The following is a 26813-nucleotide window of genomic DNA, read 5'->3' on the forward strand; positions in this document are numbered from 1 at the left end:
CTCCATTTGGATTGGAAGTAAGTTGCAAAGAAACGAAACGGAGTCTATAACGACTCCACTTTGACTTAATAAACGCTTTGCTGGTGTTTATAGCAGAGGGGCCACACCTGATCCCATTCCGAACTCAGAAGTTAAGTCCTCTTGCGGCGATGGTATTGCACGGGCGACCGTGTGGGAGAGTAGCACGATGCCAGCTCTATTTTACTTAAACCCAGGTTACGAAAGTAATCTGGGTTTTTTTTCGCCTTTTTTCTGCTGAATTCGTTTCTTCATTACTAAATCAGTCCTTCAATAATCAATACTGTCTCTCCAAACCACATCACTTCCACTGTGGAAGTAAATAAAAGTTCGTTCTTTTCACCGCCACCGTGGCGGTAAAAAAGTGCGTTAATCCGGTGTTGTTCTTGCTCGAAAATTACTTCCACGATGGAAGTAACACTGAGTAGTTCCCCAAAATGATCGTCTTGATATTTTAAAGGTACCTGCTTCCCTTTGTGCCAAATAGGTACGCGGTTCGTTTAAAGGATTGTTGGTGGAGTAAGACAGATGGATCTTTTACTGCCACGATGGCAGTAAGCTGGTGCGTTATTTCTACCGTTGTTCCTCTTCTCAAAGTTACTTCCGCCGTGGAAGTGAATCTGGAATTGCCTTTAATAAAACTGAAGGTGCGATTAAGCACTCACTTTCCGGCGGTAAACAGTCATCTTACAACGAGTTTTCCTATGACGTAGGCTTTCCTCTTTCTGCTTAATGAGAGTCATCAATCTTGATACGATAGAAGCATGAAGCAAAACGTGGAAATCTGCTCTGGCTGTATTGTTAGATCGGCTGAAGGAGTAGAGGAAAGTACATTTCTTATAAAGAAAAAGTTTTTGGAAGAGCTTGTGGCTCGTTTGAAAGAGCTTCGACCCGATGTGGAGTGGAATGTCTCATTCACTTCTTGTATGCGCTTTTGTCCCAATAAAAGAATGTCTTTGGTGATTAAAAATCAGATGGGTATGTCGACTGGGAACTCAGTTGATGTTGTCGCTCAAGATATTGTTTCTCGCGCATTATCCTAAATGAAGATCTGCAACTGAAAGTGTGATCGCGCTTCGTTAAAAAAAACGGGAAAGAATTTTCTTTCCCGTACTAATTCAAAAGATTTAAATCTCTAATCTCTAATCTCTAATCTCTAATCTCTAATCTCTAAGACCTAAATCTATAAATTCTTTGTTAATGCTTTCCAGAAAGCCTCGAAGTCTTCGATGAAAGGCATGTGACCTAGGCCTTTGAGTTCTACCAGTTTTGCTTTTGGGATCATCTTAGTTACTTGCCGGCTGATGACGGGGTAGTTGCCCATTTTCTTTTTCATGTCCTCAGAAGCCCAGGCTTTTCCGATGGCGGTGCGATCGCGGTCACCGATGATTAGAATCGTTGGGACTTTGATGTTTTTGAATTCATAGAAGACCGGTTGAGTGAAAACCATGTCTGAAGTTAAGGCGGCATTCCAAGCAATCAATGGATAGTCTGGGCCTTGCAACCATCCAGTAGGGATTTCTAACCACTTATCGTATTCTGGCTTCCATTTGCCGTCGTAATAGCTATCAAGCTGGTATTGCTTAATCTTTTCTGGTGTTGTCGCTAATTCAGATTTGTAAGACTCATCGATATTTCTATACGACGTCATTGTCTTCCAATCTTCTAAACCAATCGGGTTCACTAAAAATAGCTTCGTTACTTTTTCGGGATACATCAAGGCAAAGCGAGATGCGACCATGCCTCCCATGGAGTGACCAAACAAGTGAAACTTTTGAACGTTCAAGCTTGCTAGCAAGTTGGAAGTATTCTGTGCCAGAGTTTGAAAGCTGTATTGGTACTTCTGTGGCTTTGATGATTTTCCAAAACCGATTTGGTCAGGAACGATCACGCGATAACCTTCTTGATTCAAGCCTAAGATCACTTGTTCAAAGTAAGCTCCGGGAAAATTTTTTCCGTGAAGAAGGACGATCACTTTATCACTCGGACGGCCAGCTGGAATATCCATGTAAGCCATTTTCAAGTCTTGTTCTTGGGATTTAAAAGAGTAGTACTGAACCGGAAACGGGTATTGATAAGTTGAAAGTTCAGCGTTGAAACCCTTAGCCGTTGTCGTTTCCGACGCATTGTCTTTTACCGTTTTTCCAGCGCACGCAGTGAGTACTAACAAACCTAAAGCGACAGTCCACTTTTTCATCACGTTCTCCTATTTCTGAGGTGCCGATGGAGTTGCTGTTGGAGTGGAGTTTACAGCGGGAGTTGGCGCTTGTTGAGTATTTGTGTTTTGACCTTGCGCAGGTGCGACGTTTTGTTGCTGTGCTTGCGCAGGATTTGTATCGGGGGCCGCAGTTTGTGCCGGAGCCGCACTCGGTGCGGGAGCAGCAGGCGGAGGAGTGGGAACTTCCAGCGGAGTAATGTTGTTTAGGTTGTCCATCGTATAAGTGCGACCGACCTCAAAAATTTTATTTTTTGATTTAATATCGAAAAGACTCGCTTGAATAATGATTCCAGGATTTTCCTCATCGGGTAGATCCATGAATTCCATTTCTAGAAATGCCGTGCCCTCTTTCACTCTTTGAATGTTGGGACGCTGTTTGCCGAGAATGGCCTTAGCTAGTTCTGAATTCATGCGAATTTCAACGGTCGCAATTGAGTTCCACTGCGCAGGAAGCTGTTGAGCTTGCGCGAGGGCATGAAAATCATCGTTGATCATTTGAGCCAGTTGTTGTGCGGGAGTCAGTTGAACGCAAGCTTGCTCTTTCTTTTCCTTTTTGCCGACTCCAAGAAGACCACCGTCATCTTGTTGAAGGGTGATGTAAGCTAGAACTCCTGCTGCAGCGATAATCAAAACGCCCAAAATTTTATAAACCATTAAACACCTCGCTTGAATATTATTGGAAAGTTTTGAGGCAGCCTCAAAGCCTTTCGGCTCAGAGACCAAAATCGCTTCTTCGGACCAGGTCATTTAAAGGTATAAGTCCGTGAAATTTCACGGCAAAAAAGTGTCCTTCGCGGGCTCTTGTCTAAGACTTCGACAACCAGGAAGGGCCACTGTGTAAAAGAGATAAAGGCATAAGTATAGTGAAATCAAATACTTAGAACGCACTCCTTTTTCTGGCATCAGGCTTGGAAGTAATTGGGTGAGAGAGGTGTCTATGAATACGCTCACTAGAATGGCAGCATTGTCCTTTTTGGTAGGACTTTATGTGGGATGTTCCCCAGTGAAGTTCTCGTTGGACGACAGTAAATGTAAAGATAGCGGCTGTGTGGTCGTTGATGGAAAGTATTCTTTCGAATACTCGGCAACGGCAGGCTATGGAAAAGTCGACATTCTAATTGTGAACGATAACTCTGCTTCAATGTCGTTTGAACAAGCTCGTCTTGCACCTCGCTTTCAAAACTTTATCGCGGATCTTGATAGCAAAAAAATCGACTACCGTATCGCAATGACAACAACAGATGTTGCTGGCTCAGGAGCCGGTTCTCTGATTCCATTTAAGTCAGGTGTGAATTACATCACTAATCAAATGAGCGATCGCTACACATTATTCTACTCGACGATTCAAAGACCAGAAACTTTGGCCTGTGAGAAGTTTATCGCAAATTGGATCCGTAATAACGGTGGTAACAGAGAGTCTATCAACTCTTCAGCTTATTCTTCGGCTTATGCGCAGAACTGTCCATCAGGCGATGAGCGTGGCGTTTATGCAGCGAACTTGGTTGTGAATAACAATCCTTCTAGCTTTATCCGTTCAGACGCTCACTTGGCGGTGATTTTCTTGGCCGATGAAGATGAAAGAAGTGGTCTTTATGGGAACCAAGGTTACTACTTGGACCAAATGGATCAGCCGGCTTACTTGATTTCGAATGTAAAAAGCAAATTGGGTGACGACAAGTACAACTCTTTGAGCGTGCACGCGATTGTCGTTAAAGACAGCGCCTGCTTGAATCAACAAAACAGTCAGACTTTGGACGGTTACTCGGTAACAACAGGTATGGTGACAGGCAGCATTGGTAACGTTTACTTGGCTTTCACAAATCAAGGCTGGGGTAACGCAGCTGACATCTGTTCTTCGGATTACACGACTCAATTGGGTCAAATTCGTACGAAGATCACAGAGCGAATCAAGGATATCGTGTTGAACTGTTCCAATCCTACGGATCTTGTAGTGACAGTGTCTGGTTCTCCAGTCTCTCACTACATGGATGGAAAGACTTTGAAGTTCAATCAATATCTGACTCCAGGTACAAGCGTGAGCTTGTCTTATAAGTGTGAGTCTTTGCAGTAGGATTCCATTTAATCTATAAGTAATTTTAAAAAAAGGATTCTGTAATGGAGTCCTTTTTTTATTGGTAAGAGCTTATCTGCAGTCCCGTGATGAGACGGCGATTCCAAGTGATCAACTATATATGTGTTGCAAACTAGAACGGTGGAAATCGGCCGTGCGGTAATTGTGCGGCTGAATCAGATTTATTTTCGCTAATGCTTTAGTCCCGGATTGTGTTTCCGATACATCTAAACATATGGGCATGTTAGACAGATACAAAAAAAAGGGCGGCTTTTATCAATTGCTACAGTTGTTGGAAACATCACCGGCGACAAAGCGGGAGCAGTTTCTAACGTTGATTGCGGGGGAAAGTCCTGCGTGGGAAGAGGCGCTTCGTAAGCGCATTCTTACTATCACGCGTGTCTATTCTTGGGACGGTCAATACTTGGTAGAGATTTTTTCTCGTGTGCAGCCATTGACATTGGCAAATGCGATGCATGGAAATCCTCCCGAGCAAGTCGAACAGCTTTTAGGTTGTTTGCCGCCGATTTCAAAACGCAAGATCACGGATCTTATGGCCGAGTCAAACCCAACTCCTGCAGAAAAATCGACGTGTATTTCAAAAATGCTGTCTGATGTGCGTGGATTTGTTTCTCAAGGTATTATTCGTCTTGAGAAGGTCGATCCTGAGCTGCATATCCCAGAGAACATTGAAGAGATGTTGAGTGTGAATGCTTTTGCAGTTCCCACTTACGAAGTGGATGTGGCGAAGAAAGATGCCAAGCCTAATATTGTTGGCGAGTCTTCAGAACCTGCCTCACAAGAGGTGGATTTCTTAAAACGTAAGATGAATCAGCTAGCTTCAGAAGTGAATGCTTTGAAGCATGAGAATTCTGTTCTTAAAGACAAACTCGCGCAGATTAAGAAGATCGCTTAGTTTGCAGAGTTAAAAGAAAAAAATAAAAAAGGTGGAGTTTAATACTTCACTTTTTTTGTTTCTATCCATCGCGCCAGATTTCCATTGATTCGTCATCATCACAAACTGAAAGTCACGAACCGGGACGACTGGTTTCGTGAATCCATCTTCTTCAATCGCGATTTTCTATATGGGCCACCATTATTCTGTCTTGATGGCTAGTCCGGAGAAGTCGTTCTGGAATGTGAGTCGTCGCGATCTCAGCCTCTTAGTTCGGACATATATAGTTCTTAGAAAAGACGCGAGAAATGTATCGCAACGAAACGAAGTTCGGCGAGTTTCCAGCGAAAAGTCCCTAATTTTGTAAAGAGTTTTGACGAAATTAGTTTTCTCTAAACCCCGACGAAACCCTAGTCGATAGGCCTCATGAAGTACGTGAGGTAAAAAATGTCAGCTAAGATTTTCAGCATGTGTGTTGGAACGTTTTTGTCAGTAACTGCGATCGCTCAAGCGCAATCTTTAGGGAAAGCGGGAGTCGATTCTGAAACTCTTTTTTATCAAGAACTAGCCAAAGAATCAGGTGAGGATGTTCCCAAGGTTCAAGGTCTTATGGATGAAGTCCCAGATGGACTTAGTACAAAAGATATCAGCCCTGGGTGTGATCCCCGTCGCTTTGAAGATAGTGTCGTTGGTAAGAAACTAACAACGGCCCAATACTACGCTACAGTAAATAAATATTTTAAGAACTGCTCCTCGGAGCTCACTCGTCGTTCGACGTTAGGTATCTTGGGTCTTTTGAAGTACTCAAGCTATATCTATCCGATGTTCACGCATCCCCAAATCAAACAAGTGGTGATCAAACTTGCGGATGGCACCAAGGTGCCAGCGATTCTGGCGATGAAGAATGATCCACGCCCTCGCCCATTGGTGATCGTGCGTTGTGGTGTCTTCTGTTCAGCGGTGCAATCAGCGTCAATCAAGGCTTATACAATGATGTTGTTTGACCAAAGCCCGTTCAACCTTCTGTTCTTAGCGAATCAGACGGGTATGGATTATATCTACAGTAACAAGCGTGTGACTTTGGGTGGATGGTCCGAAGGTTACGAGTCCTTGGAAGTAGGTAAGTGGATGTTGGAAAAGTGGGAGCACAAAGACCGCATCTCGAGTGTTCACTTAATGGGTATCAGCTTGGGTGGAAATGCGGCAGTCCTAGGTGCTGCGTTCAACGACAAATATCCTTTACCGAATGGGAAAAAAGTTTTTAACTCTGTCACATCTATTTGTGGCGTTGTGAGTCTTCGTCCCACTTTAGACAAACTTTATAGCGGTCAAATCGTCGGTCGCATCTTCACGAAGATGACGAAAGATCACTTCAGAGAAGCGCGCGAATACGTGAAAGACGTCCCAGATCTTATCACCGACGAAAATATTCCGGGAAGTCGCAGAAACATGCCGGATTATATCGGTTTGTTAGCCTCTGAATCTTTAAAACGCCGTGGTATTGCAAGTACTCCTGAATCCTACTTCAAAAGTAATAACTTCTGGAATTGGAAAGAAGAAGTGAAGACGCCACTGATGTTATGGGCTTCTCGCGATGATATGGTCGTGAGTAACAAAATCAACACCGAAGTTGTCGAGCACAGCGATCAATATGAAAACTCTCCGATCGTAGGTACTTTGAATTTGAATTACGGAAATCACTGCGGCTTTTCTTCAGCGTACGGCATGGCGGCTTCTGCGGCTGTATTGAGAACTTTCGTTCTGAATCACAGCCCTGAATTCGTAGAGTCTTACAACCAAAAACAAGAACTTCCTTGGACATTTGGTTTTAAGAAAATCGGTACGACTCAAGAACACGTGGGACAAAGCTTCACATTCTATTCTCAATCAGAAGAGGTGAAAGTGACCTTCCGCTTGTTCAACTGGAATGGTGCTGACAGTTGTTCTACGGCCGGTCCGTGGAATGCTTCAGGCGCTTGCGTGCAAAAGCGCGAATACTGGATTCCGATTTCAAGTCTGAAAGCCTTAGGGGCTCGTGTTCCACGCACGGATGCTGAAGCGCAAGCGATGACTCGTGAATTTAATACGAAAGTGGAATTCCGTATCAAAGGTCATCCATTAAGTGGTACTAGTAGCAGTGACTTTTATATGACTTGGAGAAGCCATTTCGAATGAGGAAGATCCTCGTAACAGGGTTTGAGCCCTTTTTAAATGAAAAGATAAATCCCAGCAAAATCCTTCTTGATTGGCTCAAGAGGGATTTTGCTCATCAAGCAGAAACGCTGTTATTGCCGGTGTCTTTCACGGAAGCACATAAGCACATCAAAAGTAATCTGCAGCATAATTCCTATGACGTCATTCTTATGCTCGGGCAAGCCGGGGGCCGAAATAAAGTCTCCTTAGAACGAGTGGCTTTAAACTGGATCGAGACCGAACATCCTGACGAAGAGGGATATAAGCCATCACGGGGAGTGATTGAAGAGGGTGCTGCAAGCGCTCTATTTACGTCAGCCCCCGTGACTACTTGGAAAGAGGCTTTGATTCAAAAGGATCTTCCCGTAGAGATTTCCTTAAGCGCTGGCGGCTATGTTTGCAACTACACGTACTACCAAGTTCTGCAGTGGCTTAAAACGAATGGAAAAGCCTCTGCAGCGTGTTTTATTCATGTGCCGTATCTCAAAGAGCAGGTGGCTGACAAGACGCCGGGAACGCCTTATATGGAGTTAGAAACGATGAAAGAGGTTCTAACTGAAATCCTTTCGCAAGTGGCCGCAATTCCAAAATGAGAAAAATAAAAATGAACCTTCTGAACGCTTGTTTCGTCTAAGGAAACAAAGAGGAGGAACAATGAAATTGAATCAATTTCTTGCATCCATCGTGGTCCTATCTGTTATTTCCAGCACGGCCTTGGCCCGTGGTCCTGGACGCGACGGGGGCCGCCACAAGGATGAAATTGTCCCAATGGAAAAGCACTTTAATCCAGAGAAGATGAAAGAGCTGGGACTGAGTGAAGAGCAATCGGCAAAGCTCAAAGCCATCCGTGAAGCTAAACAGGCGGAGTCTGAGAAGCTCCGTGCAGAAGCTCGAGAAGCGCGCCATAAGTTTAAACAATCGATTCGTTCCAACGCTTCTCGCGAAGAAATTCGACAAGCGTTTCAAGCTATGATTGATAAAAAAGAACAGCTGGGGAAGCTCCGTTTAGAAAGTATTTTAGATGCTCGTGACGTCTTAACCGATGAACAGAAGGCGAAACTTTTTAGCCAGGGAAAATAAATCGACGTGAGCGCTAAAACTGCAGAGTCATTTCATAAACTTTATGAAGTCCATGCCACGAAGGTGCGTGGGCTTCTTTTTCGTTTGGCGGGGGAAGGTCCTTTGAAGGATCTGACGCAAGAGACGTTTATGAAAGCCTGGGAGTATCGTGATAAGTTTCGTGGCGAAAGTGAAGCCTCTACCTGGATCTTTCGGATCGCCTATAACTGCGCCGTTGATTATCTTCGTAAGAATAAAAAATTAGAAGAGCTTCCTGTCATCCAGACGGAAAACTCTTTAGAGTCTGATCTTTCTAACCGTCAACTGGTGGATCTTATGCTTTCCTCTTTGAGCATTGAGAATCGTGCGGTAGTCGTTTTGTTTTATCTGGAAGATCAGAGCATTAAAGAAATATCGGAAGCGCTCAGTATCCCGGAAGGCACGGTAAAGTCGCGTTTGAATCAGGCGCGCACGAAGATGACTGAACTCATGGCCAGAAAAGGAGTGCAAGTATGAATGACAAATCTTTAAAAGACTTTTTAAAGGCTCACGCCAGCAAAGCTCCTGAAGCGGATTATGCGGAATCATCCCGCATCTGGGCTCATATTCAGGCAGAAAGACCGCGACGTATTGCTTGGATCTTATTTCCTACTTTGGTGACATCTTTAGTAGCGGTGGTGTTTCTGCGATTTGAAAAAGCGCCTCCACAAATGAATGAAGAAGAAGTCTATCTTCAGCAAGAATGGGCCGAGATGCAGAGTGAAGTCGATGCGGAAATAGATCAAGAATTTGTCACGGTATTTGAAAAATAAAAAAGATCTGACTTTATTAAGCCAGATCTTTTTTATCGTAAGCTATCAAAGATTATTCAATCGTTGATAAGGCTTCACGAAGTTTCGCCTCATCTTTGACCCCAATAAAGATCAATTCAGCGCGACGATCCGAATCTTGCATGCCGGTAGAATCGGCAGTTCCTTTACCGACCGCAGCGACATCGACATCATCTAAACCATTTTGTTGTAAGATAGAACGAACCTGTTCGGCGCGTTGTTCAGACAGTTGTTGGTTGAATTGTTCACTACCTGTAGAATCGGCGTATCCGTGGATTTCAACTCGATCATAGAGGTCTTTATTTTCCTCGAGGACACCGGCGATACTTGCCAGTTTTTCTTTATCTTCGGGAGAGACCGTGGCTTTTGCTGTAGGGAACTCGATATTGGATTCATCTTCAACCAAGGCTGTTAAGCCCACGGCTCCCAGGGCGGCAGCGGGTTCAACATCCGCGACGGGACGAGCTGGTTCGACAACCTCTTCAACGATAGTTTCTTCAGTTTCTACAGGATTTTCTGTCGTTCTTACTGAAGTTCTGTACGCTGACGGGTTCCAACCAATTTGCAAGTCGATCAGATACATGTAGACGTTATTATCTACTGTATTTGTCATCGCCATTGCACGAGCTCCCAGACGGGCAAGCCAACTTGCAGAAAGATTGAATTCTTTCAAGGCTTGCAAACCGACGAAGTGCGCGTCCCCTTGATCGGCGCCTAAGTCCTGACCTTGTTCATAAAATTGGTTACCTACGACACCGGCTTGCCAACGTGTACTATCCCAACGATAGCGGGCCGCAAATTCCAACGCACCACCTGTCATGGCTGTGTCTTCATTGTTACCAGCTTGCGAGAACTGTTGGTTGTTCACCCCGTAACCGAGGTCAAAGACCACGGGGGCCTGTAGGTACCAGGAACCTAATAGTTTCAGTGTTGCGGGCGTTCCTTCCGCGGAACCATCTTCGTCATATCCAGTGTAACCACCACCTAGCCCAATGAAGGGTAAGAGGCCTCGGGGAGCTGTTTCAGCTTCTTCTCGAGTGAACTCCATCGTACTGGATGTTGACTCTTGGTCTGCTTGATTCGCGTAAGAAAAGGAACCAACGCATAGTATTGCAGTGAGGATCAGTGTTTTCATGGTAGTCTCCTTTTTTGTCAGCTTTAGTATTTACCTCTCATGCACAGAATCAAATTTTCACAGGCCTAAAGAATGTAGGTTTGTCGAGATAAATGACGCAGACTAGGCATCTGTCCCAAAACGGAGTTACCACCACGTAATACGATCCTGGTCTTAATCTGAAACGTCTAAAGATCGTCATAGCGCATAGAATTTGACCTTGTCGGTTGCCCTGCTACAGTGAAGAAGCAGAACTCGTGGAGGATGTATGCGTAAGTTACTTCTAGTATGTGCAGTGTTCGCTGTTGCAGCTTGTTCATCAAAACACAAAGCAAAAGACATTGATACCACCGTAGATATGTCAGCACCCGTGCGTAGTGATTCCGTCGTTGGAGTGAAAGACGGAGATATGGTGTACCAACGCAAAGTCGTGATGAGCGAAGAGCTTCGCCGTCTTGAATTGGATGTTTACGATTTGGAAGCGAAGGTCCTGGGTGGCCCTCGTTATTTGGACAACCGTGGGCTTTACGGAGTTTTGCGCGATTGCAGAGTTTCGTTGGGAAGTGTGGAAAACAGTGGGGATGGCAAAGTACGTTGGACTGAGTCTAGACAGTACGTGACGCCAGATGATGATTTTTCATCCATCGGAGTGGAAGACAAAAAACGCATCGTCGGAGTTTCTGAAGAATACTTAAAAGATCGCTTAGCGCGCTTTAAGGATTACAAAAATACCTTAGAAAAACGCCAAGACGAATATGAAACAAAAGTGAAAGTTTGTGAGTTGGAATTAGCGGCGCAGAAGAAAAAAGGCAAAGCCTCTGCAGCGAACAACGAATAATTGTTCAAAAATATTTTTTCCCAGGGAGGAAGCTCCTTGGGAAAAATTCCTGCCCCCAAAGACGGATTTCTATATACGCGCCCACATCAAGATGCGTTTGAACGGATAGAAAAAAGGCTTGTCGTCGGGAAGCTCTTGAAACAACCGCTCACGATACTCTTTCGTGAAATCAGCAAAATCCTGCGCAGACAATCTGCTTTGGAAATAGGTAAGAAGACTTCCTTGAACCCAACTAATAACATCTTCACGGGAGTTCATAACATGTGCGTAAACCCGTTGCAGAACTTTTTGCTCTTTAAAACCTAATTTGAAAAGCAAAGAGGCATAAGTCTCTGGTGTTAGCATCGTCAGATGTTGTTTGTAGGATTCGCCATTTAAAAGCTTCAACCACTTTTCTTCTTCGCTCATACGCACGGCTAAAACATGTGTCGGATAGTCGTGATTCATAGGCATTTGGACCGCAAGCTGGCCCTGCGGCTGCAAGGAGTCTTTAAGATCTTTATACAAAGCGGGATGATTGTCACACCACTGAATCGCCGCATTCGAAAAAATCAAATCAAACTTGCCATGTTGACGGATGTTTTCGATGGATTCTTTTTTAAAGTGCAGTCCTTCCACAGAAATGCTTTTTGCTTTTTCTAACATGGCATCAGAAGTATCGAACCCCCAGGTTTCTTGTGCATGCATCTTTTGGTGTAAAACTTCGGTAAGGTCTCCCGCACCGCAACCAAGATCGACGATGCGCCGTAAGGAAGATTTACCGTCGACCATATCCATCAGATCAAAGAAAGGCTGAGAGCGCTCGTTAAGAAATTTATGATATTGCTGCGGATTCCAAGTATCTTTACTCATAGACAATGTCCTTGGTTTCAGTGATACTTCCATCATGCCTCATATCCGCATGCGCGCAATCAAAACCGAAGTTGTAAGTCAAATGAGTTCAGAGTTGCCAAAGATTTTGGCGGACGAAATGAATACATCTGAAGATAACTTCACCTTCGAAGCAGTTTCGACTCAATTCTTTGCCAAAGGAAAACCCGACGCCTCTTATCCTTTTATTGAAGTGCTTTGGTTTGCGCGGTCGCAGGAAGTGCAGAATCGCTGCGCGGAAATCATTACGGCAAAAGTAAAAGAAGCAATGAAATGCGATGATGTCGTCGTCGTTTTTCAAGTTCTAGAAAAAACAGCCTACTACGAAAACGGAACGCATTTTTAAGGTTCTTTGATCCAAGGAAGAGGACGACGCAAACCTTCGTACTCTTGTGTCGGCCAACGCTCATCAACGGTAAGCACTTCCAGACCATGCTCATTGACTAAAATCGTATCTTCAATTTTCGCACCGGGAAGCGTGGGATTCCACGCCACCGCACAGGAATCATATATACGATAATCTTCAGGCGATTCAGGCCGCGCCACATGTTCGCGCGAAAGATATCCTGTCAGACCACCTTGATGATGACGGTGGATTTCTTCTGGATATCCGCGTTGCATGTAACTATTCTTCAAAACTTGATAAAGTGAACTCATGCTTTGCTTTTTTAGACAGGCTTTCAGGACAGCGCTTTCGACTTCCAGGACATGTTGATGAGAGCGCTTTTCTTCTTCTTTCATTTTGCGAAAGTAAACGAAGCGAGTGAGATTGGCGTAAAGGCCCCCTTGACGGGCACAGAACACCATCATTGCGGCGTCGCCGATTTTTTCATCAGTCGCAATCGGGTGTCGGTATATTTGGATACGACGATGACTGCCTACCATGACTAGTGTGGGATCAATTCCGCGACGAAGTAAAGAACGCGCCCCTTCCGAGGCCACTTCAAATTCCGTCCAATCAGGTGTTGCAAAGGAAAGTGCTTCTGTCATCGCTTCGGCGGCATCTTTTCCGAGTCTTCGATAGCGCTCTAATTCGTCGTCTGCCAAGGTCATTTTCGCTTTGTGAAAATCAAAGTGCAATGGCAGTTCTTGAATTGAAGGTCGATCCGAAGCACATCGTGAAATTTTTAAATGACGGTGAACAAAGTCTTGGGATGAGTTTATATTTTCCCAAGGGAAAGCCAACAACGCGAATACGGGCGGGACTTCCTCGTTTAAAAGTCTTTCGCGTTCGATAGCATCCGTTAAAACCCAGGCTTTTTCTTGCGTGATAAGAACTTCGGCCACGCCCACTTCAGAAGTGTAAATGACGACGCTATTGCCGCCGCCCGTGACCCAGCTAAACCAGTCTACACCTTTTAGTAAGACAGCTTCTAAGTCATGAGCTTTCATGAGCTCGCGCACAATTTCGATTTTTCGGACCGCCTCACTCATAAATTTAGGATCGGCCAGCATGTCCGCACAAACAAGCTATTGAAAGACGGGCTGCAATAACACAGTTCGACGGAAGCGATCTAAGTAGCTATGACCTTGATACTTTCCAATCTCCGGCGCCCAAAATTCACTTTGTTTCTGATGTCTAAAAGTCGGGTGGCTGAGCTCCAGCATGTTTGAGATGTTTGTCGTCACCCAAATTTTATCATCCTTTGTCAGTCGGCGAAGCTGACCAATATGTTCTGCTTTTCGTCCGACCAAATGATCTAAAACAAAAATCAGATCTTTAGCTTGGTCACTTAGAGAGTAAGGCTTTCCATAAGGTGTGATGCCTCTTTTAATTCCATAAGACAGTTTATAGGCGCGATCTTTGACCTGTGAGCGGGCGTCAGAGACCGTGTTTTCGTAACGATCGTGAAAGCGGCCTCCTCCGGGTAAAAGATACTCAAGATTATTTATGTCGGACGCCGCCTTCAGAATATCATACAGAGCGTCCTTAGAAATTTGCCAGCGCATGGTCCCTTCGATCTCGGGATAAGCGCCTAGTTCATCAGGCATAGAAAAACGAATGTATTTGTTTGAACCTGAACGAGAATTGAAAAACTTTTTAAAATCATTTTCGAATTCTTTGCGTGTGCAATAATTATCGAACATAGAAAGTGTGATCATCACTTCCATCTCCGAGAAGATTTTCTTATTCGCATCGACAACACCTTCAAAAGCGAGATTGACGTATTTCCCTTCTCCCCAAAATTCGCCGACGAAATTTACGACGGGTTCGGCGACTCCGCCTTTGACCTTGTCGTTCCAAATGCGACTTAAAGAGCGGTCATAGGTGTCCGTTTTATGGGCGACATAAAGTTTTTGGCCATTCACTGTCAACTCACTGACGCCTGAATTTCGGCCGCGATTCCAGACAAAGAAAGCGAAATGGGAATTTTTGTTCCTAGAGGATTCAGTCCATTCGTGCGGCTTTACCATTCGTGCCAGCGAGCTAAAGTCATTGTCTATTAACGCAGAATCGAAGGATTCTTGGAGCTGGGTTTGTCTCAAAGGATCTTCATTGAGCGTATCGACTCTATAGATTTTGTAAGTACGCTGCACTTTTTCTGCGCGGAAATTCGCTGCCAGACGAACATAGGTGCGCACATCCAAACCGGTTTGGAAAGAGGCAACGTCGACATAGTCCGTAGAAATTTCGAACAAAGTGGGATGAGGTTTTGCGAAGTACAAAGTTTTGACCGAGGCGTAGCTTAAGCCGAGCAGGGCCGCTTCAATTTGTATGTCTTCGATGACTTTGAGTTTTGTTTTACCTACGGAAGCTCCAATGGAATGGGTTACTTGAAGCTGTTCTCCAATTCCCAAGGAACGACGAATATCTAAAATACTAAACGGATTTAAGAGCGCAAAGAATCGGCTTGTTCCCACCTCTTTCATGGTAGAAACACTGTGCATGTATTCGAAAGTGTAGGTGTAGTATAAACCCACGGGCGTTGTTATACGGTCAGAGACTAAGCCGATGGGCACGCTGATGCTGAGTTTATCTTTCAGAAGATAGCGCTTTTGCCCAGGACCCAATTCAGGATTCACAGTGACACTGCGAGAAGCATCATAGCCAATGTCCCCTTGAATGGTCGCATGGCCCAAGTCGATAGTGAAATTACCGGCGTTTTCATAAGTCGCGGGATTAAAAAGTTGCAGAAAGCGGTTCTGAAGATAGTTAATCGTATAGACGATTCCTGCTTGAAGAGGCGTAAAGCGATTGCCTAAAATAGGAAGCGTGTTTTCCGGATATTCTTGAGCTCCTTCTTTAAGAAAACCGTTTTCGCTTATATATTCGGGATAAGTGGCGGCGAGAGTTTCTTTAGAAAGAACAGGATGAAGTGAATAACCTTCTTGATCTAAATTAAAATCAATCATCATTTTATTCAAACGTGATTTAAATTTTTCTGCATACAGCTTGGCTGCCGGTTCAGGAAATCCTGACGTCGCCATGATGGCATCAATCTGCGCGGTTTTTATGCGCGCCATGCGGCGAGCTAACCATTTCACGTCGCTATAAGTGGTGTCTTTCCAAGCGCGGGAGTTAAAGACGGAAAACCAGAACAAACGAACTTGGCCATGGCTTCTTTTCGTGAATTCCCAAGTGAATTCGTTCACGGCCCCTACATTTCCAAGCATGGCAGGAAGTCCTAAGGCAGAACTCGTGTCTGAAAGAAAGAAAATAGGAAGCCAGCCTCGGGCTTCATCTTTCACGGCATCAACCCGAGCCTGATATTCAAACTGGTCCTGCAAAGAAATGAGTGCATTATAAAGAACCATGGCTCGATATTCGCGGCGATTGCGAAGGCCGTTGTCACCCATACGGAACGGGCCCATTCTACGATATTCCTCTTTGTCAGGATAAGCCTCTAACGTCACGTTTTTTAGAATGACGGCGTTTTCGCCGGGAATGCGCTCGACGTGGGTGATGGCACTGCCCATTTCTGTTCCGTGCACTAGCTTCCATTGGGTCACGAACTCTTCAAAGCTCACCTCGCCTAAGTCCAACTTAATATGGCGACGGAAGGTTGTGGGGTTTGCCGGATAGCCAATGATGCGCGCAAGATGGTTCACGACCGAAGCGTTGTAGGCCTCAAAACCGACACGCAAAGTGACATCTTTCTTTTTCGGTTTGCCTTTTTTGTTGAGTTCACTTTCATCAAACCAATGGGTTTTGAATTTGATGGTGCCGTTTCCCATTCTTTCATAGTGAAAAAGTGGAAATTCATTTTCGCGAGGGGGGAAGAATTTTTTATTCCAGTATACTTCGGCGTAAGGGTCATAGGCTTCGATATCATTGTCTGTCCAGATTGGAGAAGATGGAGGATTTAAAGAACTCACATCCCCGCCAGCAGCCTTGAATTTCGCTAAAGCGGCCTGCGAGGCAAATTGACCGTTAAGCAGTAAATTGCTGGCTTGAGTTTGACCCTGTTCACTCACGGAAAATTCAAAAAAGTTTTCAATAAAGTTTTTTGCTCGGTCTATGGGATCAGTAAAGAGCGTCTTTGGGTAAGGGGTGTATCCTGCTCCAATAAAGAGAAGAATAAGTTCGACCTTTTCATGAATTTGCAGGGGAGTCATTTGGCGATAACGATTTTTTAGATCTTGAGCGTGCTCGATAGCGAAAATAAGAGGCGCGATCGTTTCAGCTTCTTCCGCTTGTGCCTCTAGTCCTTCTTTTTCTGCCTTGTCGTTCTCATACCCGTGTACCAAGATCAGATTGGCTTTGCGATTCATTTTCGCGGAATCCATCAGAAACGATTTTTGAAATTCCAAGAACTGCAAAAGGTTTGTTAGTTTGGCAGAACTGATTTTTCCGTTTTCGTAAAAGTATTTGCGACGGTATTTGTTTAAGACCGGATCATGCCCCTGCTCAATAATACCTTCGGAAGGGGAGTAGGGGCTCGCTGCAAATGCAGGAGAGAGAGTCAATGCAGCCAGAGCAACCAGAACCAATTTTACGAGCGTCATATCAATTACCTTGTGGAAAAGTGAAAGACGACGTCTTAGTGTTAGTTTATGTAGAATGCCAGTTGCGAAAAGATCAGGTTTGTTACTAGAACGAAATAGTGATCCTAAAGATACTCGGGCTTAAATAGTTTGCGTCGGGTGACGTTGCGTCCAGAAAGGGTGAAAACTCCATCACCGGTATAGTGAAAAGTTTTTGGGTACTTGGCTGATTTCGCCACGTGGGCCTTAACTACTTCAAATATAAAGAAATTGTACTTCTGAACAAGCTTGGCGTCGTACAGACGACACTCAAGGTTTGCGAAACACTCCTCGATCAGGGGTGCTTTGACGATGGAGGCTTTCTTTGCCGTTAGGTTGAATTCTTCGAACTTATCGACGTTTTCTCCGGAACAGTTTCCAATTTTAACGGCCTTATCCAAAAGAGCGACCTCGGGAATGTTGATCACACACTCTTTGCTTTTCCTAATTAGTTCAAAGCTGTGATTGGCGTTTGTGATCATGCACCCGATAAGAGAAGGCGAAAACTCAAGCACCGTGTGCCAACCCATCGTCATAATGTCCGTTTCGCCTTTATAAAACGACGACACCAACACAATGGGACCGGGCTCTAAAAAACGACGAATTTTAGAAACTGGAAAATCTTTTTTTGCGTACTTCATATCTGATCCTTAAGATGTCGTTGCGATTTCATCGTATCCTCTTCCGGTAAATTCAATCAGGCAAAAACCATGGCCGAAAGGGTCTGAAAAGGTCGCGAGTTTACCATAGGGTTCATGGCGAATGTCGATTTCTAAAATGGCGCCGGCAGCAAGAACCTGTTCTTTGCTTTTAACAATAGATGAAACGACGAAATCTAAATGAATAGGGCTCCAGTGGCGGGAGTATGTTCTTCCTTGGCGAGCCTTGGGGAAGGGAAGAGTCGCGGTTTCGTTTTCTAAAAGATAAATAGGGGAAGAGCCGCCAACAAGCTCAACAAACTTAGAATCAGAGCGACGCCCGACTTTAAGACCTAAAGCCTGCGTGTAAAAGTTGATAGCTTTTTCTGTGTTATCGACGTCGATATTTATTAAGACACCTTGAAGCACTCTTCACTCCTGACGATTATTCTAGGGAGTGAAGAGGACGGCCCCAAGTTACTACTTAGAAAAGATAAACCAAAGTGCCCATCGTGCGTGTTTCTTTGCCTTTTGCCGTAGCTTGCCCATTGGCTGAGCCAGCACGAACAATGGCTTCGCGTGATAATTGAAAGCTCAGGTTCTTTGTAAGACGGAATCTCACATAGATACGGTGAGACATATAGCTGTCTTGAAAGTCGGCGGGGTCTTGAACATCGCTTTGGTTTCGGTGACGTGACTGAATATCTGACGCTCGTGAAGATTGCAGTTCATAGCCAACCTTGAAACGACCTTGTTCCGCAGACAGAGCGGCGAGCGTCGTTGTGCCCAGGCCCCAGTAATATCCGCGTTTCTGGACAACGCTAGGTTGACCGGCCAAAGATCCTCCGTTGCGAGCTTCGAAGTCATTTAAGGCCCAAGACTTGACCATCGCGAAGTCACCGTAGAAACCAAACTCGGCTTGGATGTTCATGCCCTTGTAATAGATATTGGCTCGAGCCGTAGCACCTAAAATATTAATCGTACCGTAAAAGTCTTCATGCCCGGATTGTTTGTCACCGCCGCGATCATGGAAAGTTGTTCCAGAGCCGACTCCCAAGATAAGATCGTAACCGCGGAGCTGTCCGTGAGCGTCCTGTTCAACATTCTTTTTGTAGTACGCCGCCATTGTGACTTGCGCAATCAGCTTGAGATCACCCATTCCATCGCCACCATTATTTTCAAGAAGGGCTTTGACCATGGCTGTATCATAAACCATCTTAGCTTCGTGGCCGGGTTTGGCGTAGTTTTCGATATTCACAACATCCGCACTCATCCCCAGAACGTAAGTATTTTCGGCTGTGGGTTTAAAGGGCTTCTGATTTTTTTCAAGACCGACATAAACGGAAATATCAGACCAGCGTGGCTTTTTGCAATCTGGTTGAGAAGCATACTTGTCACCAGTTTGAATTTTATCAATAGCGTGGTTTAAACCCAACCCCGGATTGATGCTGTAAGCGAGGACTTTCCCTGCCGTGGTGCCTTTTGCTAAAAGCGCGCAGGAAATCTGATAGGAAGCTTCGCCAATCACGTAACCTCCGATAGGAGTCATGATTTGATCGTTCAAAGAAAACACTTCATGATACTCTAAAAATTCCCACGCGGCGGAAGACGCGAAGCTCACCAAAAAAGACTCTAAGGAATTAAAACCATTGGCGCGAGCCGTTTGATAATACAAGACCCCAGCGAAGATATGTCCGACGTTGGCGAATTTATCATTGTCATCAAAGAGAATGGCTTCACCGGTCAACTTTTTACGAATACCTTCCCCAAGAGCGTAATCAAAATCCTGACGATTATAAGCCAAATTTTTATAGTAGATCCCTAAAGCGGCCGAAAGCATGACGCCGATTTCTATTCCCGTTCTTAGGTAGTTCTTTTTGCGAGGACTTTCTTTTTCAAAGCGAGCATAAGCTTGATCAATAGTTAAGGGCTCGTTTGTATATTTGTCCAGGAAAAGCCCTTTTTTCTGATCATAGATAATTTCATTAGATTCCGCGGCACCGTTGACTAACAATCCTGCGCGAAAAGTTTTTTCATTGGCGGCATAGATAAAGAAGTTAGAAGCGGCTTTGGCAATAGCTTCGTTTTGCGTATTGTCCGTCGGGGAAGCCTTAAACTTCCATTGCAGATTTTCGAAATCCGTTTCGAAATTACGGCTCCAGTTAGAAACGTCCATCTTGACTTCGCCTTCTCGGGTGCGAGTCAGACGTAAATGATAGTTATGGTGACGACGAAGCTCGATAAGTTCTTTATCTGCAAAATTACTAACATCGAAACTGCGACAAGTCACGTTGACAGCCACATCACTGATTTGGTTAGCCAGTGTATGGATCAAGGCGCATGTTTCTTTTCTCCAAGAAAGTTTATGGTTTTCTTTCAGGTCGCCGACAGAGACCAGGATTTTTTTTGGCACTTGGTAAGCTTGAGCTTCCAGACCTACGAAACATAAACTGAAAAACGCCAATAGCATCCAGTTCCATTTTCTGATTCCCATAGCTTCCTCCCGGCACATTCCAACGTGAATTTTTATTGCAACAGGTTTGCCACAGAAGATGTTTGTCTTTTAAAAATTAGGGGGCTTTCAAGGGATCGCTGAGCGAAAGAGCCGCAAATTGATTTACAGCGATCGGGATCTTCATTTTTTAGTCTCAAGATGAGACAGTGCTGCGAAGAGGCCCCGTTATCGAACAGGGCCCGCGCGATTTATTCACAAATCAATGATTCAGACTGACGAACACTCAAAACCGGATTTCGAGCTTTGGCAGTGATTGCTGTTTCTACAAAGTTGATATCAAAGCTTTGACCAACATAGCGAGTGTACGAGTCAACCAAGATACCCTGGTCTGTCGCTTTGATCTCGCCATTAACGAATATTACCAGATCGATAATGTCGGTGTTTTCCTGAGGAACTCCGTAGATCAGGAGGGCAGAGTCCGCGGTAGGAAGAGATCTGCAAGTGAACAACGTAGCGCTGTCGGCGACAGCGGCTTGTCCTAGAAGAAGCATTAAGACTGAGGAGATCATTGTTTTTAGTTTCATGTTTTATCCTTTCATGAAGGGTTGTTGTTTTGTCTTGAGCCCTTCATACGCTCGCTTCTTCGCGGGAGCCAGAAATCTTGACACAAACTGTGTCAGCGACTGCCACGTGTACAATTTAGAAATGAAAGATCCAAGACAAGGCCGTCTGCAAAGAGCGCCTTTCTATCTTCACTCATTTGTCCTGTTCCGTGATGAACGAGTTGATCTTGCCAGAAGATTAAGATTTCAATTTCTTCGGAAGAATCTCGCAAACCTAATACGGTCAGGGATTTATTGGTATCCGTGCATTTAAAAAGGAAAGACTGATCACCACCACCTTCTTTGAAGCGATGAAGACGTGCCGAAGCTGATGAAGATGCAGCAATAAGAAGAGAGGCTATAACGAGGGAGCGTAAGATCATAAATTCAACCTTTCATTTTAGTAAGTGGAAAAAAACTGATTTGAATCTGGAACACTTCTTTGCTGGTTCGGGGCTTGAATTCTCGAGCGAAAGCGCGACGGAACTCGGTGATTCTTTCTATCGCCTGCGGCAGATCTTCGGGATCAAAACAGAAGGCGGCGGAGGTGTGATTTCTTTTTGAAAGAGGAATTTCTTGAACGGTTTTTTTTGACAGCTCTAAAAGTTGACATTGGTAGGCGCGGGCGGCCTCCGAGGTTTGACTTGGCGTCAGATGAGTTAATTCCCCGTTTTCAGATGTGTCGATCCATTGCCCGTAAGAGGTTTCTTTAAGAAGTTGCAGTTTAAAAAGTCTTTCGATCGCAATATTGGCTTCAGTTCGCGTGATTCCCAAACGTTGTGCTATCCAAGCGACATTCGATTGAAAACCCTCCACGCGAGTTAGCTCCAGTATCGCGTAGTGATACCAGTCGGCGATGGCAGCAAATGTGTCCAAAGTCAGACATTGAGGCTCATGCGGTAAGGGAAGTTCTGCGCTAGTCAGTCGACGTATTTGATCTGTAGATAGACCTAGAGCAGTGCCAAGTCGAAGTTTCATTTTCTGAGTGATAGGACGTTTACCATTGATCATCTGTGACAGCGACGAGGGTTCAACCTTCAGGGACCGCGCAAAGGATCTTAGGGAATAACTGGGATTGAGACGACATCTTTCAGTCAGTTCTGCCTGCAGAAGTTGACGAAAGTTGGTGGCAACTATTTTTTTGCGTCTTACTTTCAAGGTTTCCATAGCGCGAAGCCTTACCACTCAATAATTGAAACCTCCATTATTTTGCAACAGAGTGTGGCATTTTTTGCCACAATAATTACCGGTAATTCAGTCTTTGTGAGCAGGCGAGAGCTTCTGATTTGAGATGAAGCCCTCTACCTAAATGGGACTTTCGCTAATTGTAATTTAGCGAAGTTGAGACTTAGAAAAAAATTCCTTAGCGGCAAACATGGCCTTCATATTCATTATTTCCAAGGAAGCAGCTGCACGGTTGACCGAACCGGTCATAGTAGCCCATGTCACAGTAAGTTCCGCCACGACGAATGCAGCAATAACGTGAAGTGGACTGAACATCCGTTTCGGGTGTCGTAGCTTGTGAAGATACGGCCGATGGCTGCACTACGATGGGCAGATTCACGTCGTAGCGCTCTTCCGCGCTGGCGATCATGGATACGAACAATAGACTACTTGCGAAAAGCATTTTCATGCGAGTTCCTCCTTGAATATTTCGTATTATTCTTGAAAAACCAGTTACCAACCACAATATGTAAAATGTGAAATAGCTCCGCGAAATTCCGAAGTGTGCATTAGCAGAGCCGACTCTTTACGGCACTGAAAAGAGTTTGGTCGGGCGAGCGCAAATAGGTTTGCTTAAAAAGCGGCATAGGACTTGGATTATTTGCTCCCGTCTGGAGTCACTATGAAAAAAACGATTCTGTCTGTACTGGTAGCTGTAATGTCTATACAAAACATCGCGTTCGCGGCGCAGGAAAGTTCCTGCGATACACGCAGGCTTTCGTTGCAAGCCAAACTGTACCGACAGCAAGCGCTGGATCTTCAAGCACTTTCTGAAGACTATAAAGATATGCATCTAAGTGCGACCCGCGATAACCAAAGATCCACGACGATATTGGCAATGAGTGCCGGCCTTTTGTTTATTGCTGAATTTACGCTGGTATCTGAGGGAGCTGCAGTGGTGACCTCCACTCGTGGTGTGATCGGAAAAATTGCGTATCGACGGGCCGTGGTTTCTGAAGCTATTGCCGAAAAAGCTGGAGCCATGGTGACTAGCGAGTTTCTTTCGGCCTTTCCGGTGATGGCTTCGGCGGTTGTAACCTCACCTCATCTTGCAAGTCTGGGGGCGAGCATGGTGATTTCTTCGCAAGTTCCCGAGCTATCAGAAAACCAAGAGATCCGAAAACAGCAGATTCGTGAATACACAGAGAATCTTTTACTGTCTTCATTGAATGAACGTCGTGAAAGACAGGCGCAGATCCTCAGTGAGGCCCCGAATTCAATGCTTGATGGTTTAAGTTTGGGCGCTTTGGATCGTAAGTGGACTTACCGTATGTACGAAAACTCGGTAGCCATGGCTGAACTGACTGAGAAACTAGCTCGCCTAAAAACGGATGAACTGCTCCAGTGCAGTTCGCTAAGATAATAAAAGCGTGGGTTATTCCCACGCTGCTTTTGTGATATCAAATCCATAATCTGTTACGTTGCCGTCTGAAGTGAATATGATCTTCACATAGTCGCCATCTATGGGAAGAGAGTATTCGGCATCATTTCTTCCAAATATCTCGGTGACTTTCGTCCCTGCGCGATTAAAGAGTTCTACTTTGTCCAAATCCACTTCAGTTTTAAACTTTGAAAAATAGAGCGCGATCCGTTTTGCTCCAGGGATCGTGACCTCAAACTCCTGATGCGTGTTGTTCAAATAGGGATGGGCACTGGATATGTGCAGCGGTTGATTATTCCATGCTCTTGGGTCATCGGGATCTGGATTCATGATGGAGTTCTGCAAAGCCGCCGGAGCGTAAACCAAACCTCTGCGAATACGTGAACCACCTAAAAGATTTTTCGTAGTACTCATGATTCGATTGCGAATGGTGGTGTTTTTAAGTTCCGGATTTTTACTCCACAATAGGACGGCAATTCCAGACACATGCGGAACGGCCATCGATGTCCCTGACAAGATGGTGTAACCGCCGTAGAGGTCTGTTGAAAGAATATTTTCTCCGGGAGCGGCGACATCGACGGAATAGCGTCCATAATTTGAAAAATCCGACAGTCTTCCTCGATTGTTCATAGAACCCACCGCGATGATGTTTGGAACGGCATAGCTCGCCGGATATTCTGGAGTTTCATCATTGTTCGTTGAGTCGTTACCGGCTGAAGCCACGAACACTCCGCCCTCATCGTGGGTCATTTTAATAGCTTGCTTTAAGTTTTCCGAATAACCGCCGCCACCCCAAGAGTTCGAATAAATTTTTGCTCCCATTTTTCGAGCATAGTTAATGGCTTTGATCGCGCTATCCAAATAACCATTTCCGTTTTCATTTAAGAATTTAACGGGGAGTATACGAACATGCCAGGCTGTGCCGGCAACACCTTGGCCATTGAACGATTGTGCTCCGATCGTTCCTGATACATGGGTGCCGTGGCCATAGTCATCGGCAGGATCGCCGGTGGGTTTTGCGCCATCAACAAAGTTGGCGCCGAAAATATCATCAATGACTCCGTTCCCATCGTCATCAACCCCAGTCTTTCCATTTTGCTCTGCCTGATTCGTCCACAGATTGCCTTGTAAATCGGGATGATAATAGTCAACGCCAGAATCAATAACGGCAACTATGATGTTCTTAGACCCCGTTGTTAGGTCCCATGCCTTCAAAGCTCCGATATCCATCCCGCGAATGCCGGGAGTAAGATCTGCGTCAGTTTGTCCGTAGTTATAAAATCCCCATTGCTGTGGGAACATGGGATCGTTGGGGGTTCTATGGGCGCGATAAACGTAGTTCGGTTCCGCAATATCGACCAAACTATTTTGCATGAGGATTTTCAAAGCCACGTCGCGATTTTCAAAACTTGCTCTTTTTAGAACCACAATGTTTTGTTCGGGAATGGTGTCTTTGATGGACGAACCTAAAGCCTGTGAAAGACTGTGCAAAGAAGATGTTTGAACCGAAATATTTTTTTTGAGTCTGACGACAAATTCCCCCGGCGCTGATTCAATATCGCGGGCGAATAAAAACGAAGGCCAGAGTAAGACTAGCCAGAGGATGTATTTCATAAGAGCTTCCTTTTTCAAGAATAGTAGCTCTTATAAAAACAAGGTGGATAAAGAAAAGACCGATCCCGTTAAATCTCAACAAGCTTTCTGCTAAGAAACAGTTTTACTTTCTAAAGCGCAGCAAGGCCGTTCTTGTGTTCTCGTTGATTTGTCGCAATTTGAATTCCATCTTCGGAAAGACCAATCCTCCGCCAAGACCTACTTTGATCGCGACATGAAAGATATCGTGCTTTCTGTTTTTTGCCGGAAGCCAAGAGCCTTCCAATCCCAAAAGCGCGTCGGCGACAAGACCCACGCCGCGGCCGTAAATTCCTCCGTGCAATTCATCAACATTCACGCCGCTGGGGATGAAAGTGAACATCCACTTATAAGCGACTTCGAACTTAAAACCACCGTTATGAAAGTCGCAAAGAAAGAGTTCTTTCATATCTATCAGTTCGTTCGTTTGCGGGTCCCGAATTGTCGCATCGAAATACCAAGTATCGTGATCTAGCAAAAAGGCCCAATTCATGCCTGATGAATAAAGATAACCTTGAATCGGAATCTTTTGTTCGGGTTTCACACCCAGTTGCTGTTGCAAAGTCTGTATTAGAGCATGGATTTGCTCCGGATTTAAATCCGTGTTCTTCGCCAAAGACTCTGTGAGCTGTTCCCGAGAGATACCTGCGTCACTATCAAAACTTGCCGCGAAGGCAAAGTTCGTTTGCATCAAGAAGCAGAATAAGAAAGATATGCAGCTGCACAGAATTCTTTGGGTCATAGTCACCTCTCTTTCTCATCCTAGCTTTACTCGGACTAAAAGCCAAAGAGTCTTATTCGGCAGGGGTGTGAAAACACAGCTCATCTTCCTGAGGTTTCAAGGTTAATTTTAGGTTCAGAGGAGAATTTCAACGTGAACTTAAAACAACGATTCTCAAATTTTGTTGATCAAATGGGAAAACACGAGGTCTTTATTCTGTCAGCGTCGATCGCTTATACGACCGGTCTGGCTTTAGCTCCTTTCGTGCTGATCCTTTTATCGCTGGCAGCCCTTTTTGGCGATCAAACCCGTGAAAAAATCTTTACGGGATTTTCTGATGTTGTCGGCAAACAAGCTAGCGGTTCGATTCAAATGATTGTTGAAAATGCCGAACGCAACCCAAAGGGAACAGGAATCTCAGGCATCATCGGTTTTGTGGTCTTATTGATTTCAGCGTCCGCTATTTTTTCACAGCTTCGCTATGCTTTGGATAAAATCAACGAACATAAAGCGAGTGAAAAAGAACAGGGCATCATGGGCTTTGTGAAGGATCGCTTTTTTTCAATGGGCTTGTTGCTGGGGTTCGTCTTCTTAGCTATAGCCTCTATGCTACTAACAACGGTGTTAACCGTCGTCTTCCCAGAGCAGCAGGGGTGGATCTGGCAAACCGTGGCCTTTGTTGTCAGCTTTGTCGTTTTCAGCTTTCTATTCACGGCGATCTATCGATTTGTTCCTTCCGATCGAATGGTCTGGAAAAGATGTGCGATCGCCGGAGTCACCAGCGCCATCTTCTTTGTCATCGGAAAAACGCTGATTGGCCTTTATCTAGGAACAGCGGGTCTTGAAAAGTCTTATGGGGCCGCAGGTTCCATCGTCGTCTTTTTAGCTTGGGTTTACTACACAGGCTTAACTTTGCTGATCAGCTACGAGTTCGCCAATTGGGTGATTTTAGGTGCGACGCCGGTCTTAGCTAAAGATCAGGAAGCGCCTAAAAAAGAAAAGACGCCACCACCACCTCGTACACGTCCTCGCAGTCCTGATCTCAGCATGTAAGCTTCTTAGACAGTTCTGCATTTTCTACATCAGGTT

28 protein-coding genes and 1 rRNA gene are annotated in these 26813 nt (G+C 44.9%); 13 read left to right on the forward strand and 16 right to left on the reverse strand.

Annotated features, from left to right (window positions below; genetic code table 11):
- Positions 1-79 precede the first annotated feature (79 nt).
- Positions 80-196, forward strand: a 5S ribosomal RNA gene (gene rrf / locus AZI85_RS06695).
- Between the two features lie 79 nt (positions 197-275).
- On the opposite strand, the gene AZI85_RS17640 is transcribed toward rrf, so the two are convergent.
- Positions 276-425 carry a hypothetical protein gene (locus AZI85_RS17640; RefSeq protein WP_155723953.1) on the reverse strand — a complete coding sequence of 50 codons (150 nt, stop codon included), beginning with the start codon at positions 423-425 and terminating at the stop codon, positions 276-278.
- A gap of 357 nt (positions 426-782) precedes the next feature.
- Between AZI85_RS17640 and AZI85_RS06700 the strand changes: the two genes are divergently transcribed.
- On the forward strand, positions 783-1061 hold the full coding sequence (locus AZI85_RS06700; RefSeq protein ID WP_063243370.1) for a hypothetical protein: 279 nt from the start codon (positions 783-785) through the stop codon (positions 1059-1061).
- Between the two features lie 140 nt (positions 1062-1201).
- On the opposite strand, the gene AZI85_RS06705 is transcribed toward AZI85_RS06700, so the two are convergent.
- Together AZI85_RS06705 and AZI85_RS06710 are read right to left on the reverse strand one after the other, a co-directional pair.
- Complete coding sequence (locus tag AZI85_RS06705; protein ID WP_063243371.1) at positions 1202-2215, reverse strand: alpha/beta fold hydrolase; 1014 nt, start codon at positions 2213-2215, stop codon at positions 1202-1204.
- 9 nt (positions 2216-2224) lie between these two features.
- Positions 2225-2890: a hypothetical protein gene (locus tag AZI85_RS06710; protein ID WP_155723955.1), complete on the reverse strand. Its 666-nt coding sequence runs from the start codon at positions 2888-2890 to the stop codon at positions 2225-2227.
- Positions 2891-3173: 283 nt separating this feature from the next.
- Here AZI85_RS06710 and AZI85_RS06715 point away from each other — a divergent pair, with 283 nt between their 5' ends.
- The 7 genes from AZI85_RS06715 (at position 3174) to AZI85_RS06745 (ending at position 9266) form a co-directional block, all read left to right on the forward strand.
- The gene (locus AZI85_RS06715; protein WP_253720886.1) at positions 3174-4307 is read left to right on the forward strand and encodes a hypothetical protein; all 1134 of its coding nucleotides are present in this window, start codon (positions 3174-3176) and stop codon (positions 4305-4307) included.
- 241 nt (positions 4308-4548) lie between these two features.
- Entirely contained in the window at positions 4549-5223 is a 675-nt protein-coding gene (locus AZI85_RS06720) for a FliG C-terminal domain-containing protein (protein WP_253720887.1), read from the forward strand.
- A gap of 426 nt (positions 5224-5649) precedes the next feature.
- On the forward strand, positions 5650-7377 hold the full coding sequence (locus AZI85_RS06725; RefSeq protein WP_063243374.1) for an alpha/beta hydrolase family protein: 1728 nt from the start codon (positions 5650-5652) through the stop codon (positions 7375-7377).
- The gene (locus AZI85_RS06730) at positions 7374-7988 is read left to right on the forward strand and encodes a pyroglutamyl-peptidase I (RefSeq protein WP_063243375.1); all 615 of its coding nucleotides are present in this window, start codon (positions 7374-7376) and stop codon (positions 7986-7988) included. The genes AZI85_RS06725 and AZI85_RS06730 overlap by 4 nt, the downstream gene beginning before the upstream one ends.
- A gap of 61 nt (positions 7989-8049) precedes the next feature.
- Positions 8050-8475 carry a Spy/CpxP family protein refolding chaperone gene (locus AZI85_RS06735; protein WP_063243376.1) on the forward strand — a complete coding sequence of 142 codons (426 nt, stop codon included), beginning with the start codon at positions 8050-8052 and terminating at the stop codon, positions 8473-8475.
- Between the two features lie 6 nt (positions 8476-8481).
- Entirely contained in the window at positions 8482-8970 is a 489-nt protein-coding gene (locus AZI85_RS06740) for an RNA polymerase sigma factor (protein ID WP_063243377.1), read from the forward strand.
- The gene (locus AZI85_RS06745; RefSeq protein ID WP_063243378.1) at positions 8967-9266 is read left to right on the forward strand and encodes a hypothetical protein; all 300 of its coding nucleotides are present in this window, start codon (positions 8967-8969) and stop codon (positions 9264-9266) included. Before AZI85_RS06740 ends, AZI85_RS06745 begins: the two co-directional genes overlap by 4 nt.
- A gap of 52 nt (positions 9267-9318) precedes the next feature.
- Here AZI85_RS06745 and AZI85_RS06750 read toward each other — a convergent pair whose 3' ends face one another.
- A complete protein-coding gene (locus tag AZI85_RS06750; RefSeq protein WP_063243379.1) occupies positions 9319-10419 on the reverse strand; it encodes an OmpA family protein in 1101 nt (366 codons plus the stop codon).
- 247 nt (positions 10420-10666) lie between these two features.
- Between AZI85_RS06750 and AZI85_RS06755 the strand changes: the two genes are divergently transcribed.
- A complete protein-coding gene (locus tag AZI85_RS06755) occupies positions 10667-11236 on the forward strand; it encodes a hypothetical protein (protein ID WP_063243380.1) in 570 nt (189 codons plus the stop codon).
- Positions 11237-11305: 69 nt separating this feature from the next.
- On the opposite strand, the gene AZI85_RS06760 is transcribed toward AZI85_RS06755, so the two are convergent.
- Positions 11306-12088 carry a methyltransferase domain-containing protein gene (locus tag AZI85_RS06760; protein ID WP_063243381.1) on the reverse strand — a complete coding sequence of 261 codons (783 nt, stop codon included), beginning with the start codon at positions 12086-12088 and terminating at the stop codon, positions 11306-11308.
- A gap of 34 nt (positions 12089-12122) precedes the next feature.
- On the opposite strand from AZI85_RS06760, the gene AZI85_RS06765 reads away from it, so the two are divergent.
- On the forward strand, positions 12123-12452 hold the full coding sequence (locus AZI85_RS06765; protein ID WP_301335687.1) for a DUF1904 domain-containing protein: 330 nt from the start codon (positions 12123-12125) through the stop codon (positions 12450-12452).
- On the opposite strand, the gene AZI85_RS06770 is transcribed toward AZI85_RS06765, so the two are convergent.
- The 9 genes from AZI85_RS06770 to AZI85_RS06810 all read right to left on the reverse strand — a co-directional run bounded on the left by AZI85_RS06770 (position 12449) and on the right by AZI85_RS06810 (position 22399).
- Positions 12449-13540 (reverse strand): M24 family metallopeptidase, encoded by a 1092-nt coding sequence (locus AZI85_RS06770; protein ID WP_172795313.1) that lies wholly within the window; start codon positions 13538-13540, stop codon positions 12449-12451. The genes AZI85_RS06765 and AZI85_RS06770 overlap by 4 nt on opposite strands.
- Positions 13541-13576: 36 nt before the next feature.
- Complete coding sequence (locus tag AZI85_RS06775; RefSeq protein WP_063243383.1) at positions 13577-17053, reverse strand: hypothetical protein; 3477 nt, start codon at positions 17051-17053, stop codon at positions 13577-13579.
- 104 nt (positions 17054-17157) lie between these two features.
- A complete protein-coding gene (locus AZI85_RS06780) occupies positions 17158-17712 on the reverse strand; it encodes a flavin reductase family protein (protein WP_063243384.1) in 555 nt (184 codons plus the stop codon).
- A 9-nt stretch (positions 17713-17721) separates the two neighbouring features.
- Positions 17722-18138: a VOC family protein gene (locus tag AZI85_RS06785; RefSeq protein ID WP_063243385.1), complete on the reverse strand. Its 417-nt coding sequence runs from the start codon at positions 18136-18138 to the stop codon at positions 17722-17724.
- Positions 18139-18193: 55 nt separating this feature from the next.
- Positions 18194-20203: a DUF3943 domain-containing protein gene (locus tag AZI85_RS06790; RefSeq protein ID WP_063243386.1), complete on the reverse strand. Its 2010-nt coding sequence runs from the start codon at positions 20201-20203 to the stop codon at positions 18194-18196.
- Between the two features lie 209 nt (positions 20204-20412).
- Positions 20413-20748: a hypothetical protein gene (locus tag AZI85_RS06795; RefSeq protein WP_063243387.1), complete on the reverse strand. Its 336-nt coding sequence runs from the start codon at positions 20746-20748 to the stop codon at positions 20413-20415.
- Between the two features lie 92 nt (positions 20749-20840).
- On the reverse strand, positions 20841-21149 hold the full coding sequence (locus AZI85_RS06800) for a hypothetical protein (RefSeq protein ID WP_063243388.1): 309 nt from the start codon (positions 21147-21149) through the stop codon (positions 20841-20843).
- A 4-nt stretch (positions 21150-21153) separates the two neighbouring features.
- The gene (locus AZI85_RS06805) at positions 21154-21744 is read right to left on the reverse strand and encodes a DUF4423 domain-containing protein (RefSeq protein ID WP_172795314.1); all 591 of its coding nucleotides are present in this window, start codon (positions 21742-21744) and stop codon (positions 21154-21156) included.
- Positions 21745-22129: 385 nt separating this feature from the next.
- Positions 22130-22399: a hypothetical protein gene (locus tag AZI85_RS06810; RefSeq protein WP_063243390.1), complete on the reverse strand. Its 270-nt coding sequence runs from the start codon at positions 22397-22399 to the stop codon at positions 22130-22132.
- Positions 22400-22612: 213 nt separating this feature from the next.
- Here AZI85_RS06810 and AZI85_RS06815 point away from each other — a divergent pair, with 213 nt between their 5' ends.
- Positions 22613-23353 carry a hypothetical protein gene (locus AZI85_RS06815; protein ID WP_063243391.1) on the forward strand — a complete coding sequence of 247 codons (741 nt, stop codon included), beginning with the start codon at positions 22613-22615 and terminating at the stop codon, positions 23351-23353.
- A 12-nt stretch (positions 23354-23365) separates the two neighbouring features.
- Here the strand turns inward: AZI85_RS06815 and AZI85_RS06820 are convergent, their stop codons facing one another.
- Together AZI85_RS06820 and AZI85_RS06825 are read right to left on the reverse strand one after the other, a co-directional pair.
- A complete protein-coding gene (locus AZI85_RS06820) occupies positions 23366-24985 on the reverse strand; it encodes a S8 family serine peptidase (RefSeq protein WP_063243392.1) in 1620 nt (539 codons plus the stop codon).
- Positions 24986-25088: 103 nt separating this feature from the next.
- The gene (locus AZI85_RS06825; protein ID WP_063243393.1) at positions 25089-25745 is read right to left on the reverse strand and encodes a hypothetical protein; all 657 of its coding nucleotides are present in this window, start codon (positions 25743-25745) and stop codon (positions 25089-25091) included.
- 132 nt (positions 25746-25877) lie between these two features.
- Here AZI85_RS06825 and AZI85_RS06830 point away from each other — a divergent pair, with 132 nt between their 5' ends.
- Positions 25878-26777 (forward strand): YihY/virulence factor BrkB family protein, encoded by a 900-nt coding sequence (locus tag AZI85_RS06830; protein ID WP_063243394.1) that lies wholly within the window; start codon positions 25878-25880, stop codon positions 26775-26777.
- Positions 26778-26813: the final 36 nt, after the last annotated feature.

Origin of the sequence: Bdellovibrio bacteriovorus (assembly GCF_001592755.1) — a bacterium.
Taxonomy (GTDB): Bacteria; Bdellovibrionota; Bdellovibrionia; order Bdellovibrionales; family Bdellovibrionaceae; genus Bdellovibrio; species Bdellovibrio bacteriovorus_E.